This window comes from Dinghuibacter silviterrae, assembly GCF_004366355.1.
GTDB lineage: Bacteria > Bacteroidota > Bacteroidia > Chitinophagales > Chitinophagaceae > Dinghuibacter > Dinghuibacter silviterrae.
Window position 1 is genome coordinate 3111294 of record NZ_SODV01000001.1, and the last position, 13539, is coordinate 3124832.

General features: G+C 57.5%; 12 protein-coding genes. 8 read left to right on the plus strand and 4 right to left on the minus strand.

The genetic code is table 11. The annotated features are described in order from the left end of the window. Positions 1-251: 251 nt before the first annotated feature. From EDB95_RS13505 to EDB95_RS13515, 3 genes are all read right to left on the minus strand, one after another. On the minus strand, positions 252-2150 hold the full coding sequence (locus EDB95_RS13505) for a transglutaminase-like domain-containing protein (protein ID WP_133994329.1): 1899 nt from the start codon (positions 2148-2150) through the stop codon (positions 252-254). Positions 2151-2153: 3 nt separating this feature from the next. Then, entirely contained in the window at positions 2154-4079 is a 1926-nt protein-coding gene (locus EDB95_RS13510; protein ID WP_162852588.1) for a DUF3857 domain-containing protein, read from the minus strand. 79 nt (positions 4080-4158) lie between these two features. Then, positions 4159-4575, minus strand: coding sequence for a nucleoside-diphosphate kinase (locus EDB95_RS13515; RefSeq protein ID WP_133994331.1), 417 nt, complete (start codon positions 4573-4575; stop codon positions 4159-4161). Between the two features lie 89 nt (positions 4576-4664). On the opposite strand from EDB95_RS13515, the gene EDB95_RS13520 reads away from it, so the two are divergent. The 3 genes from EDB95_RS13520 to EDB95_RS13530 all read left to right on the plus strand — a co-directional run bounded on the left by EDB95_RS13520 (position 4665) and on the right by EDB95_RS13530 (position 8089). After that, on the plus strand, positions 4665-5705 hold the full coding sequence (locus EDB95_RS13520) for a DHH family phosphoesterase (protein ID WP_246073630.1): 1041 nt from the start codon (positions 4665-4667) through the stop codon (positions 5703-5705). A gap of 19 nt (positions 5706-5724) precedes the next feature. Next, positions 5725-6765: an FKBP-type peptidyl-prolyl cis-trans isomerase gene (locus EDB95_RS13525; protein ID WP_133994332.1), complete on the plus strand. Its 1041-nt coding sequence runs from the start codon at positions 5725-5727 to the stop codon at positions 6763-6765. 88 nt (positions 6766-6853) lie between these two features. Further along, positions 6854-8089 (plus strand): hypothetical protein, encoded by a 1236-nt coding sequence (locus EDB95_RS13530; RefSeq protein WP_133994333.1) that lies wholly within the window; start codon positions 6854-6856, stop codon positions 8087-8089. A 41-nt stretch (positions 8090-8130) separates the two neighbouring features. On the opposite strand, the gene folP is transcribed toward EDB95_RS13530, so the two are convergent. Beyond that, positions 8131-9042 carry a dihydropteroate synthase gene (gene folP, locus EDB95_RS13535; protein WP_133994334.1) on the minus strand — a complete coding sequence of 304 codons (912 nt, stop codon included), beginning with the start codon at positions 9040-9042 and terminating at the stop codon, positions 8131-8133. A gap of 13 nt (positions 9043-9055) precedes the next feature. On the opposite strand from folP, the gene EDB95_RS13540 reads away from it, so the two are divergent. The 5 genes from EDB95_RS13540 to EDB95_RS13560 all read left to right on the plus strand — a co-directional run bounded on the left by EDB95_RS13540 (position 9056) and on the right by EDB95_RS13560 (position 13539). Beyond that, positions 9056-9592: a DUF1599 domain-containing protein gene (locus EDB95_RS13540; RefSeq protein WP_133994335.1), complete on the plus strand. Its 537-nt coding sequence runs from the start codon at positions 9056-9058 to the stop codon at positions 9590-9592. Next, a complete protein-coding gene (locus tag EDB95_RS13545; RefSeq protein ID WP_133994336.1) occupies positions 9589-10692 on the plus strand; it encodes a BT_3928 family protein in 1104 nt (367 codons plus the stop codon). Before EDB95_RS13540 ends, EDB95_RS13545 begins: the two co-directional genes overlap by 4 nt. 3 nt (positions 10693-10695) lie before the next feature. Further along, positions 10696-11739: an ABC transporter permease gene (locus EDB95_RS13550; RefSeq protein WP_133994337.1), complete on the plus strand. Its 1044-nt coding sequence runs from the start codon at positions 10696-10698 to the stop codon at positions 11737-11739. Positions 11740-11802: 63 nt separating this feature from the next. Beyond that, on the plus strand, positions 11803-12234 hold the full coding sequence (locus tag EDB95_RS13555) for a CBS domain-containing protein (protein ID WP_133994338.1): 432 nt from the start codon (positions 11803-11805) through the stop codon (positions 12232-12234). Positions 12235-12420: 186 nt separating this feature from the next. Then, positions 12421-13539 (plus strand): fatty acid desaturase family protein, encoded by a 1119-nt coding sequence (locus EDB95_RS13560; protein ID WP_133994339.1) that lies wholly within the window; start codon positions 12421-12423, stop codon positions 13537-13539.

Below are 13539 nucleotides of genomic sequence, written 5' to 3' on the forward strand. Positions count from 1 at the left end.
CGTGAGCGCGGGTATAAAAAAAGGAGGTCCGACCTAGAAAGGTCAGACCTTTTTTTGTTCAACCTTGCTTAACTCACTATCTTAAATACGTTTCGATTCAATGGGGGGTTTAAAAACGGGGGTGTTTTCTAAGGTTCTGGGGTATAGGACCCTGCCCTTTGAGAAAGGTTTAACAGTTAGCGACCCGCTAACAAAATTTTAACAAATTAATCGTCAAGTGGTCGTAAATGGCCGGACCGGCCGGCGGGCGCCTATTGCGCCGGCTTTACCACGATTTTTGCCGTTTCCTCTTTGATGGCCTGGCTGAAAAACAGTCGTGTCGCATCATAGTCACTGGCAGGCACCATGCGGTCCTTCAGGATGATGGAGGTATAGGAATACACGGCTTTTTGAGTAGTATCGTACCAATAGTTCGATGTATAGCTGGCGTGGGGACAGGAAAATGTTCTGGCCTGGGGCAGCTCATCCACGACATACCCGGTGGGCAACTGGTAACAGGTCGTGTCGGATTCCTCGAAGGGGTGGTCGAAAAAATAGCTTTGCGTGCGGTTTTTGCTTTCGGGGAGGTGGGTCAGGTGGAGGTGGTAGATGTGCGGCCGCAGGAACATTTTATCGCCGGCGGTGAAGTCCGGCACCTTTTCGAATGCCAAAGCGATATGGGTCCGCAACAACGGGGAGTCGACCTGCTCCAGGTTGATGGTAAAGTCGTCGGGCTGGGGAAATTCCATTTCTTCCACGAGAAACCTTTTCTGGTCGTCGTGGTTTTGTTCGTACACGTAGCCGATTTCGTTATACCGGTCTTCACCCGTGGCCTTGATCGCGACCTCGGCTTTGCCGCTCCCGTCTTCGGACAGGTTTACCCTGGTAAACACGTCCCGGCGGGTTTCCATGGCCGTGGAAGAGGGTGTATGGACCAGGACGCCCCCGTTCTCGGTCAGCAGGAGCGCGTTCCGGTTTTCGGTGAAAGCACCTAAGACGCCAAAATCCGTGTGGTTGCTGGTGCATTCGAGCCAGACGGAGTCGTGGGGTTGGGGGATACAAAGAATCACGTGGTTGAACCTGTCCTGGGGAAAAGACGGGTCTACCGGTTGCGACAGATCACCATAGTTGACGAGGGCCGGGTAGCTTTTCACCCCGACGGCGGTCAGACACGCGCTTAGGTAACAGGAGAGACCCTTGCAATCACCGTATTTCTTTTTCTCCGTAAAAGTGGCGGGGAAGGCCTGGTCACCGCCTATACCCAGTTCTATCGCGACATACCGGAAGTTTTTCTGGAGGTAACGGTACAGGATACGCGCCTTGTCCAGGTCGGTGGGCGCGTCCTTGACCATGTTGAGGTACAACTGACGGCTGGCCTCGGGGAGCACGATCGCGTTCTTGTTGAGGTCATAGGCCCATTTACCAAAGGATTGCCAGGTCGTCATGTCGCCGGCATAACCCGCCAGCTCGAACTGGGTAGGCGCCATGTATATGGCGGGGCCCCAGTCAGCAGGCGCCCCCGCTTCGGAAGGGATCGTTTTGATCCCCGAAGCCGTCCAGGTATAAACATGGTCGTCCTTGCCGGCATCGGCTATGGTGGGCTCCAGGTGCGCATGATGGCCGTGATAACGAAAGGTCATGCTTTTGGGCAGGGTGACCGTAAGGGTCTCCTGCTGGATCGAGCCGTCTGCGTTGGACAGGTCGAATTCCGGGAATATTTTACTACCCTTATAGGCGAGGGTATAGTCCCGTTCCACGGTGATCGGGTAGGTGGCATCGTTGACCGAACAGTAGGTATAGATGCCGTCTTCCACCAATTCTTCCCCCCAGCCGGACTTCTCCATATCCTTTTGCCGGATGTGCTGCATCGGGCGGCCCAATGAATCGTACACGTATACATCCGCATCTTCCAACCTGGCCAGTGACGAGCCCCTGATACCAAACGAAAGCGCCTGCTTGCCGTGGGGATCGAGTACGGTGATCACCTCGTGCATGGAATACGTGGATTTGGACAAAGAGGAGATGACATAGCTTTCCCGGGACTCCCGGATGACGGTATGCGCGCCCTTGCGCAGCGAATCCGGAATCAGAGCGGTGGCGTAGTTGAATTGCGCCAGGCAACGGGCGCCCGCGAAAGCAAGCAATAGGGACAGGACGGCGGCTTTGACCATGAATCAACTGTTTTTTCGGATCACCACCTGTTCGTTAAGGGTGGCGAAAAGCTTTTTATAAAATTCCCGGAAGTCGTCGTACTCTTCCGTGAAATACACGGGTCTTTTAAACTCCAGGCTGATGCGATAGTTGATGTGGCTCCCGTCCGCCTGCATAAGTCTTTCCATGACGATGCTGGTGTCCTGCATGATCATGCGCATGTTTTTGGGCAGGGTCTCGAAGGTGTATCCATCGGGGATCGATACAGACCCCACGATCATGAAGTACCGCCGCGCGCCGAAATCGACGTCGGTGAAGCGGTGTTCGGCGACAAATGGATTTTTTTCAAGGCCGAGGAACAGGTTGGGGCTGAGAAAGGTATACTGCCCGGAGCTGCTGAGCTCGGAGGAAAAGTCCACGGTTTGTTTGAGAGGGAGGGAGTCGTTGTCCCTGTCCTCGACGGTCAGGCTGTCGACGTGGAGGCTGGAATAGGCCTTTGTGAAATAGGTGTCCTTGAAATGGTCCATGCCTTTTTTAAGGGTGGCGCAACGGTCGCTCCGACTATACCCAAAGCTGGAGATCGTGGCCGTGCCGCTGAATTTGTTCGTGGAATCCACGTCCCCGCTGAGGACGACGATGGTCTTGTACCGGTCCTGGTCATGGACCATCGTAATCCATTGGGGCGCGTCCTTATCCACCAGCATGCCACGGGTGTATTGTACCTCCTCCGGGATCATCCAGAAGGGGGTGTATTTGTCCGTGGCATCCATGACGTAGTTTTCGTCCCCGATACGGACGTACGCCATGGTTTCGTTGAACTGGGCGAGCAGGGGATAATAGGGGTTGGTATGCCCGTGGTCCCGGGTGCTGACGAGCAGGGGATGGGCGTCCAGACCGGCGTCCCGGAGGAGGTTGACCAGGAGAAGGTTGACATCCGCCGTCGACCCCGTCTTTTTGTCCCAGGCGGATTTGATGCCGTCGGAATACAACCGCATGTCTCCGTTCCAGTCCATATTTTTCTTCACATAATCATACACCGCGCCCATCCGCGACAGGCTGTCCTTCAGAAGGGACAGTTGCAGGTCCAGGTCCTTGGTATGGGGGACGTTTTTGTGCAACTGACCCCCGAAATCTTCATCGTCCAGGAGCTCCGTGCACAACTGGTTCCAGGTGGTGCGGTAGCTGTGGTCCGGTTCGCCCGGCTCCCGGATGGCGGAGAGCTGGAAGTCGATGTTTTGAAGATAGTCTCGGGGGGCGGACATATAGGGTTCATCCCTCAGGGCGGGGATGTTTTTCATGGTAAAGGTCTTCTGGGCCTCCTGGTACGTCTCGTCTTTCTCTTCCATGGGGAGGGTCCGGTGGACATGGTATGTAAATACCAACGCATAAGGGATCGAGATAAAAAACTGGCCATACCTGACCGGCATGTCTTCGTACTGAAAGTACCAGTTGTCGATGTCTCCGAAGTCCTTGGAGACCTTGAGGTATTTGTATTCGATGACGCTGCCCTTTTTCACATCCGGGAGCGTAAAAGCGATCTCCGAATAGGTTTTGTCCAGCGCTTTATTGTAAATGTTGGCCTTGTCCAGTTTGGATTTGACGATATTCCCCGCGGCGTCCAGGTTATAGGTTTCGCCGCTGATGTTGTCGATTTCGTCCCAACGGTCCTTCGAGTAATAATGGATCTTGATGTTGGCGTGTTCGACGCCTTTGTCCTTTAGGATTTTGATCCGGAACCGGTAGGCCGTCTGGAGATAGGGTTGTCCGTTCAGGACAAAGGTGGTTTCCCCGGTCTTGATCAGCACCACGGCGTCGGCCTCGGGGTCGAAGTCGCAGGTGGTCATGGTCAGATCGTCCTTGTCGATCTTTCCGTAGGCGGGGATGTCTTTTTGTCCCAGGGTCACCAGGGACCGGACGAGCAGGAGTATAAGCACGGACGCTTTTCGCATAGTCAGAGGGTTAAACTGGAACAATATAACAAAAAAAGGGAACGGTAGCCGTTCCCTTTTTACTATTTCGGAAGTGATCCTAAAAGCGTTCCAGACCGGAGAAAAAGAAGTCCGACTCGATCTTTGCGTTGTCGTCGCTGTCGCTGCCGTGGATGGCATTCCTGCCGATGCTTTCCGCGAAGCGTTTGCGGATCGTCCCTTCTTCCGCCTGGGCAGGGTTGGTCGCCCCGATCAGTTGACGGAAGCCGGCCACCGCGCCTTCCTTTTCCAGGATGGCGGCGATGATGGGACCGCTGCTCATGAACTCCACCAGCTCCCCGTAGAAAGGCCTTTCCTTGTGGACGGCATAGAATTCGCCGGCCCTTTCCGGGCTCAGCTGGGTGAGTTTCAGGGAAATAACCTTGAAACCCGCCTTGATGATCTGGTCCAGGATAGCCCCGGCGTGTCCATTACTCCAGGCATCGGGCTTGATCATGGTAAAAGTTCTGTTGCTCATATTATGATATGATAGTGATTTGGGCGGCAAAACTAAACAAATTTGGGATTCTGCGGCTTAAATTAGATATTCGCTGCCGTTTTTATCGCGTGAAACCTATTTCTGAGATATACGGCGAACTGGACAAACAGCGCCGGAAGGTGGTGATCACCATGCACCAAAAACCGGATGCGGATGCCCTGGGGTCCGCCCTGGGGCTGTACCATTTCCTGGTCCGGTTGGGGCATGAGGTGACCGTGATTTCCCCCACCAACTGGGCCCGTTTCCTGAGCTGGATGCCGGGCGCCGACCGCGTCCTCGACTTCGAAGGCATGCAGGACAAGGCCATGGCCGTCCTCCAGGAGGCAGAATGGATTTTCTGCCTGGATTTCAACATCCTTTCCCGGACCAAGCGCATGGGACCGGTGATCGAGGGGCTGGCGTGCACCAAGATGCTGATCGATCACCACGAGGAGCCCCAGGAGGCCCAGTTCCAATACGGAATCAGTCTCCCTTCCAAAAGCTCCACCTGTGAGATGGTCTATGACTTCATCATCCATTCCGGGCACGGGGACCTGATCAACGAAACCATCGCGGAATGCCTCTACGCCGGGGTCATGGCCGATACGGGTTCTTTCCGTTTCCCCGTCACCACCGCCGCCGTCCACCGCATGGTGGCCGACCTCAAGGACCGGGGTTTGAAACACTGGCTGGTCCACGAATACGTCTACGACAACTTCCTCGAAAACCGCCTCCGGTTTATGGGACACGTCCTGCTCAACCGGATGGAGGTCTTTTATGAATACAACGCAGCCCTCATTACCATCCCGAAAAGCGACCTGCTCCGTTTCGAGATCCAGACGGGAGATACCGAAGGGCTTGTCAACTATCCCCTCAGCATACAGGGGATCCGCCTGGCTGGCCTGGTCATCGACCGGGATGAAGAACGCAAGTGGTCTTTCCGGAGCAAGGGGGATTTCGACACCAATACGTTTGCCCGGAGGTATTTCAGCGGAGGGGGTCACTTCAACGCGTCGGGCGGCCGGAGCACCGACTCCCTCGCCCAAACCGCCGCTCTTTTTAAAAAAGCCCTCCAGGAGAACATCGAGGCGCTCCAGACCGAATACCCCCTATCACTCAACAACGAATAAGAATCAATAAATATCCACCATGCAAAAATTTGCTTTGTTTTTTATGGCTGCCGCTGTCATCGCCGGCAGCACAAGCTGTAAAAACGCGGGTTTCAATAAGGCCGAGCACGGAACCTGGTACAAGATCATCCACGGGGCTTCTGATACGGGTTCTTATGCCATGAACGGGACCGTCATCAAATTCGACATCACGTTCAAGTATGGAGATTCGGTCCTGAGGACCACGGTGGGCCAGATGCCCGCCTATGCACCGGTGGATTCCGCGCGTCTCCCCGAACCCTATTACCGGATCTTCAGCAAGGTCCGCGCAGGGGACAGCGTGGTGGTCAAACAACTGACCGATTCGATCTTCCACAACCAGCCCATGCCGGCTTTTGCAAAGAAAAACAATTACATCACCTCCTTCTTCAAGATCCGCGCGGTCTTCCAGAACCAGGCAGAAGGGGAAGCCGACGCCAAACAAGAGGGCGAGCTGATCCGCCAGCAGGATTCCATCAAGGCCATCGCCCAGCAAAAGCTCGACGACCAGACCATTGAAGCCTACCTGGCCAAGAACAACATCAAGGCGACCAAATCCCCTAAAGGGACGTATGTCGAGATCCTCGACCCCGGCACCGGTTCTGCCATCGACAGCTCCAAGGAAGTCGGCGTGAACTATACCGGCCGCACCCTGGGCGGTGACGCATTCGATTCCAACACCGACTCCACCTTCCACCACAAGGGCGATACCCTGAAGGTCAATATGAGCCTGTCTCCCAACAGGGGCGGTATGATCACCGGCTTTACCGACGGTATCCTCCTCCTCCACAAAGGCGCCAAGGCCCGTCTGTATATCCCCTCCGCCCTCGGCTACGGTTCCTACGGCCGCGAGCCGAAGATCAAGCCCAACGAAAACCTGATCTTTGACATCGAGGTGCTGAGCGTTGACACCGTTCACCGCTATCAACCCATGGGGATGGGTCGTCCCGGTGGGGGGCTGACGCCGGAAATGATGGCGAAGATCCGCGCGATGCAGCAGGCGCAGGCGGCTAAGAAAGGCCAGGCGCCGGCGGGGCACTAAGCCGCGTTTCGCCGCGCTTTTTCGCACCGCGCGGTGCCGCGCGATTTTAACTTTTCAGCTACGTTTCAGATAGTATTTTGGCAGAGGTATGCAACGACCTCTGCCCTTTTTTTTGCTCCTCTTCGCGCCGGTGCTTTCGCCCGCGCAGGTGACCCTGCACAAGCTTCTTTTGAAAATACCGCCGCCGCCCCGCGGGGTCGCCACCACACCGTTCCGGAGCGTACAGGTCCTGGACAACCGGCTTGATACATCCTTTGTGTATACCATAGAGGACGGACACTATCCCGTCCGCCGCGTGTCTTTTGCCGGCCCGGCGGAGCAGGTGCTGGAGGGTTGCATGCAGGGTTGGCTCAACCGGCTGACCCGTGGAACGGACGACCTCCTGGTCAACATCCGGCAACTGTCCATTCCAAACGACCCCGATCTGGGCATGGTGCTGATCTTTTCGGCGGACGCCTACCTACGCACGCCGGAGGGGCTTTACCAAAAACTGGTGCACGTCAGCCGCAGGTTTCCCTACGCCCGCAACGGTCATACCCACGCCATTGCCCGGGTATCCACCGAGTTGCTGGAAGTGGCCGGTATCGCCCGGGAACAGAGCCTGGGCCGGCCGGTAACGGTACGGCCTGCCTTGCAAAAGAAGTTCCGGGACACCCACGTCTACACGTTTGCCCCACCCGGGAACCTGGTATACCCCGACCAGATCGGGCGCCAGCGGCGTGTTCATCCGATCGAGACCTCCCTTGATACCGCCGCTGGATTGTATATGAGCTTTGCGGATTTCCGGGACAACCACCTCCTGTCCGCCTCTGTCGTTTTTCGTCCAGACCCCAAGGCCGACAGCCTCTACCGGTTATTCATCCGGGATAACGCGAAAGACCTACGCTGCCTCGCGACCCCCTGGGCGGTTTGCGACGGCCATCAGCTTTTTATCCGCCTTGGCAGTGCCGGCTACCTTCCCTTGCAAAGGGATCCTACCGGGTTTCACTTCTACATCCCATGGTCGGTTCCCGACCGGTATGCGCAGCTTTGCCGTTTCGGGGCCATGTATGCAGACGCGGAAACGCCTACCAGCTCCGGTCCCAACTTTTCAGGCGGCGACTTTTCCGGGATGGATGCCAAGGGCGCATTGATCTTCGCCTGTGTCTTTATCGTGGTCGGCGTGGGATACGAAATCGCCTTGGGCGCCCACCAGGCGCACCTCGAACACCTCGAAAAACGCTACGACCGCCTGGGGCTGCGCCAGGCGTACCGGTATTGTACCGTGGATATGCAAAGCGGGGATATACTCTTCGCTAGCGAGGGGTATCCGGCGGGGTGGTAAGCGCGGCTGCGCCGCCCGTGGTGCACCGCCCGCGCTGCGCCTCACGCGTGCAGCGCCTGCCACAGCCGCACCACCTCCCGCGCGGGTGCGACGTCGTGGACGCGGAGAATGTGCGCCCCCTTGAGCAGCGCCGCCATGTGCAGCGCGGTCGTCCCGTTGAGCGCGTGTTCGGCGGTGGTGCCCAGGGTCTTGTAGATCATCGACTTTCGGGACAACCCGATGAGCAGGGGCCGGTCCAGGATCGCGAGTTTGTCGAGCCCGCGGAGGAGGGTATAGTTGTGGGCGATTGTTTTTCCAAAACCAAAACCAGGATCGGCGACGACGTCGTGGATACCGGCTTGTTGCGCGCGGTGGACGGCTTCGGCCAGGTAGGTCAGGACGTCGCCGGTGATGTCCTCGTAGTGGGGCGCCTCTTGCATGGTCTGGGGCGTGCCCCGCATGTGCATCGCGATATAGGGGACGCGCAGGGCGGCCACGGTTTCCAGCATAAGCGGGTCGAGGTGACCGGCGCTGATGTCGTTGACGATGACGGCCCCGGCTTCCACGGCTGCGCGGGCGACGCCGCTGTGGTAGGTGTCGATGGAGACGAGGGCGTGGGGGTAGTGTTTACGTATCGCCTCGATGACGGGCAGGACCCGGTCCGTTTCTTCGGCGGCATCGAGGGCCCGGGCGCCGGGGCGGGTGCTTTGGCCGCCAACGTCCAGAAAGTCGGCGCCCTCTTCGAGCATGCGGCCGGCGCGGTCGACGGCAGAAGAGACGCCGCCGGCGGCCGGGAAGCCGCCGCCGCCCGACGCGCTGCCGGAAAGGCCGCTGCCGGCGCCCGCCACCCCGACGCGGCTGTCCGCGAAGAACGAGTCTTCCGTCGCATTCAGGATGCCCATGAGTCGGGGGCGGTCCAGCGGGATCAATTGCCCCTTGCAGTCCAACGTATATCCGTTACTTTTGGAGGTCATAGCCTGCAAATCTATGAACACGGAACAACAGTACGACGCGGCGATCGAAGCCTGTAAGACGATCTTTTTGCTAAAAACGGCGGACTACGGGACGGCCTGGACGGTCCTGAGACCCATTTCGATAGTGGATCAGCTGTTTATAAAAGCCAAACGGATCCGGACCATCCAGGAAACCGGGGTGCAAAGGGTAGGGGACGACATCCGGGGAGAATTCCTGGGGATTGTCAACTACGGGGTCATCGGGTTGATCCAGTGGGGCCGCCCGAAGGCGGACTTTGAGGAGTACCCGGTGGAGCAGGCCTCCGGGGCCTATGACGCGGCCGCACTGGGCGCGAAAACCGTCATGCTGGACAAAAACCACGACTATGGGGAAGCCTGGCGGGATATGAGTCTTGAAGGCCTGGTCGACCTGATCCTCGTCAAACTCCTGCGCATCCGCCAGATCCTCGCCAACGATGGCAGGACGCTGATCAGCGAGGGGGTGGACGCGGGGTATATCGACATCATCAACTACGCGGTATTTGCCCTTATTTTAAATGATACCAAATGAAACGCGCGCTTACCCTCAGCCGTATCCTGGTCGGCCTGCTCTTTATTTTCTCCGGCCTTGTCAAGGCCAACGACCCGCTCGGCCTGGCCTACAAGATGCAGGAGTTTTTTGACGCCTGGAACTGGCATGGCTGGAACGATTATACCCTGGCCCTCTCCGTGACGATGATCGGTTTTGAGATCGTGGCAGGGGTCGCGCTTTTGCTGGGTTGGCAGATGCGGCTCTTCAGCTGGCTGCTCTTGCTGTTGATCTTATTTTTCCTTTTCCTCACTTCCTATGTATTGTTTTCGGGGAAAATTAAGGCTTGCGGTTGCTTTGGTGACTGTATCCCGCTCACGCCCATACAGACGTTTATCAAGGACATCGTCCTGTCACTGTTGATCCTGTTCCTGTTTTATCACCGCGGCTCGATACGGCCGGTGTTGCCGTCCTTTTTGAGCCTTTTCGTCCTGCTCCTCACGGTCGGGTATTGCGTATGGGTCCAGGCCTATGTCCTGAGACACCTGCCCTTTAAAGACTGTCTGCCCTTCAAGGCGGGGAACAACCTGGTCCAGCAGATGCAGGTGCCCGCGGACGCCGTTCCGGACTCTACCGTCATGACCTTTATCTACGAAAAGGGCGGCAAACGCTACACCTTCAGCCAGGACCAATTGCCCGCCAACCTGGACGGGTATACCTACATTGACCGGACCGAAAAGGTCGTCCGTGAGGGCCGCGACAACGAGCCCCCCATCAAGGACTTCGTGTTGTTCAACGCCGCGGGTGCGGACACAACCCTGGGGGTGCTGAACCAGCAGGGGGCGTACTATATCCTTTTCCGGAAAGACTTCGACGAGCATACCGGCGGCCCCTGGCTGGCCGAGGTGGTGCGTATTGCCAAAGCCGCGCGGGACAAACACATCCCCTTTATCATCGTTACGGGGCAGCGCGACCGCGCGGACCAGTTGTTCAACCAGCAGCTCCACCTCGATCTGCCGCTCTACACCTGCGACGTTACCGCCATCAAAACAGCGGCGCGGACCAACCCCTGCATCTTTAGCATGGACGGGCCCGTGGTGGGGAAAAAGTATGGGTTCGCGGATTTTGACGAGATTCGCTAGGCGATGGCCTCCTTCATTCTGCGCAAACTCCTGTACAGCCTCGCCGTTCTCCTCGGCGTGGTGGCCGCCGTGTTCTTTCTTTTCCAAGGCTTCGGCGACCCAGCCCGCATGGTCCTGGGCCAGTCGGGGGACGCCAAAACCCTGGCACAGATCCGCAAGGACCTTTACCTGGACCAGCCCAAATGGAAACAGTTTGTCCTTTACCTGAACGACGTGTCTCCGTTGTGTATCCATAGCCCGGAGGACGTCGCCCGCAAACAACTGCACGGGGTTTTTGTGGGGGAGGTCGGCTTGAAGTGGCCCTACCTGCGGAGAAGTTACCAAACCAAAAAAGAGGTCGGCGCCGCCCTCCTGGAGGCCGTGCCCGGTACGTTGGTGCTGGCGGCCGCCGCGTTGCTTTTTGCGGTGTGCGTGGGGATCCCGCTGGGGGTGTTGGCCGCCGTGCGCAAGGGGACCTGGATGGATACCTCCGCGGTGTTTGCCAGCGTCCTGGGCATATCCGCGCCCTCTTTTTTTATGGGTATCCTTGTCGCCTATCTTTTGGGCTACCTTGGACACGCTTTTACCGGGCTGCCCATGACGGGGAGCCTTTTTGACACCGAACCCTTTACGGGCCGGCAATTGCGGCTGTCCCACCTTGTCCTTCCCGCCCTCACCCTGGGCATCCGGCCCCTGGCCATCATCACCCAGCTGACCCGGACGGCCCTGCTCGACGTCCTTGGCCAGGACTATATCCGGACCGCCCGCGCCAAGGGCCTGTCCCCCCGGGTCGTGGTCTGGCGGCACGCCCTGAGGAATGCTTTGAACCCCGTTCTGACCGCTGTCACCGGCTGGTTTGCCGAACTCCTGGCGGGCGCCTTTTTCGTAGAATACATCTTTGGGTGGAAGGGGATCGGCAAGCTCACCGTCGACGCCCTCGAACAACTGGATTACCCGGTGGTCATGGGGTCGGTGTTGTTCTCCGCCGCGGCGTTTACTTTTATCAACTTGCTGACAGACATACTGTATGGCGTGATCGACCCGAGGGCCCGTGTCACAGGTATGTAAAGCCCTGCCGATCACTTGTAAGTTTCGGCTCCGTTTCGTATATTATGCGTAAACGATGGCTATATGAAAAAAGTTCTCGACATCTTCAAACGCAAAGGACGTAACACCATCAGCATTCATCCCGATGCCACCGTCCTCGACGCCCTGAAGCTGATGGCCGACCGGAATATCGGTTCGGTCGTCGTACTCCACCACGAGCAATACCAGGGCCTGATGACCGAACGCGACTATTCACGCAAGGTGATCCTGCTGGGAAAATCCTCCAGCGACACCCGCGTCAAGGATATCATGACCACCGACCTGCCCCGGGTGTCTTCCGAGCACACCCTGGAGGATTGTATGGAGCTGATGAGTAACAAGAATGTCCGTTACCTGCCGGTCTTCGATCATGGACGGTTCACCGGGATCATCAGCATCAACGACGTCGTGCGCGAGACCATCTCGTCGCAACAGGAGACGATAGAGCATCTCCAGAATTTCATTCATTCGTCGTAGGGCGACGTCGTCGTCCGCGAACGCCGGCCCCGCCCGCCGCAGGCGGGCGCGCGTATAGTCGTGCCCGAGGGGGCTCCCCCCTTGGAGAAATCTTTTTTGGCCGTATCTTTGTATCGCCTAACCAGAAAATCAACCCATCCAGCACTTAGCGGCGCCGGAAGCGCGCGCGACTTTAAAAACGAGTGTATGGACTCCTTGTTAAACACCACCTTCCAACGGCAGAAGCCTGTCTTTAAAAAGACACCCGACGAGGCTTTGTTCCAAAAGATGAAAAAACGCGTCCTGGCCCGCGTACACGAGCTGGAGCCCCGGAGACGTCCCCTGATCATCATCAAAGCCCTTCTTTTCCCCCTTATCTATATCGGTGCCTATTTGTCCGCCCTCGCATGGGGGGCGCATCGCGCTGTATTGTACGGGGCCTACCTGACGATGGGGCTTTTCCTCGTCGTTATTTTCCAAAACCAGATCCACGACGCGGTCCACGGCAGCCTGTGGCGGAAGAAATGGCTCAACGAAACCTACGTCCATTTCTTCGACCTGATGGGTGCCAACAGCTTTGTGTGGAGGGCCCGCCACGTACGGCTGCACCACAACTTCCCCAACGTGATGGGGTGGGACAGCGACATCGAGCAAAGCCCCCTGGCCCGTATATTTCCCCATGGCCCTTTTAAAGCCTGGCACCGGTACCAGCAGATCTACCTGCCCATGCTGTACCCGCTCTACCTGTTCAACTGGCTGCTTGTGCGGGATTTCAAGGACTATTTCATGCGCAGCCGCCCGGTCTGGAAAGTCATCCGCATACCGTGGCTGGAATATGTGAAGCTGTTTTTCTTCAAGACGTTTTTCCTGGGGTATACCATCGTCCTGCCCAAATACGTGCTCGGGCTAGATTGGCTCGACATCGCGGGGGCTTTCATGGTGCTGCTTTTTTCGGCCAGCATCTTTTCCCTGCTGATCCTGTTGTCGCCCCACGCCAATACGGAAAACAACTTCCCGCTCCCCGACGGCCAGGGCCGGTTGCCCTATCCCTGGTTCGAACACCAGCTCCGGCACACCAACGACGTGACCCAGGACAACTGGTTCACGCGGTTTTTTCTGGGGTGTTTTAACTACCACGTGGCGCACCATCTTTTCCCCAGCATCAACCACGTCTATTATCCCGAGATAACCGCCATCATCCGGGAGGAAGCGGCGCAGAGTCACTTGCCCTACCGGGCGTTTCCGCTGGGGAAGACCCTGTGGGACCATTACCGGTTGCTGAAGCGGAACGGGGCGGAGGAGGATATTTTTGAGGAGGTCATGTAG

Excerpts from the sequence above, each read along its gene's own strand:
- EDB95_RS13510 (WP_162852588.1), bottom strand. The coding sequence starts at position 4,079 with ATGCGAAAAGCGTCCGTGCTTATACTCCTGCTCGTCCGGTCCCTGGTG.
- EDB95_RS13515 (WP_133994331.1), bottom strand. The coding sequence starts at position 4,575 with ATGAGCAACAGAACTTTTACCATGATCAAGCCCGATGCCTGGAGTAAT.
- EDB95_RS13505 (WP_133994329.1), bottom strand. The coding sequence starts at position 2,150 with ATGGTCAAAGCCGCCGTCCTGTCCCTATTGCTTGCTTTCGCGGGCGCC.
- EDB95_RS13550 (WP_133994337.1), top strand. The coding sequence starts at position 10,696 with ATGGCCTCCTTCATTCTGCGCAAACTCCTGTACAGCCTCGCCGTTCTC.
- EDB95_RS13525 (WP_133994332.1), top strand. The coding sequence starts at position 5,725 with ATGCAAAAATTTGCTTTGTTTTTTATGGCTGCCGCTGTCATCGCCGGC.
- EDB95_RS13540 (WP_133994335.1), top strand. The coding sequence starts at position 9,056 with ATGAACACGGAACAACAGTACGACGCGGCGATCGAAGCCTGTAAGACG.
- EDB95_RS13545 (WP_133994336.1), top strand. The coding sequence starts at position 9,589 with ATGAAACGCGCGCTTACCCTCAGCCGTATCCTGGTCGGCCTGCTCTTT.
- EDB95_RS13555 (WP_133994338.1), top strand. The coding sequence starts at position 11,803 with ATGAAAAAAGTTCTCGACATCTTCAAACGCAAAGGACGTAACACCATC.
- EDB95_RS13560 (WP_133994339.1), top strand. The coding sequence starts at position 12,421 with ATGGACTCCTTGTTAAACACCACCTTCCAACGGCAGAAGCCTGTCTTT.
- EDB95_RS13530 (WP_133994333.1), top strand. The coding sequence starts at position 6,854 with ATGCAACGACCTCTGCCCTTTTTTTTGCTCCTCTTCGCGCCGGTGCTT.
- folP (WP_133994334.1), bottom strand. The coding sequence starts at position 9,042 with ATGACCTCCAAAAGTAACGGATATACGTTGGACTGCAAGGGGCAATTG.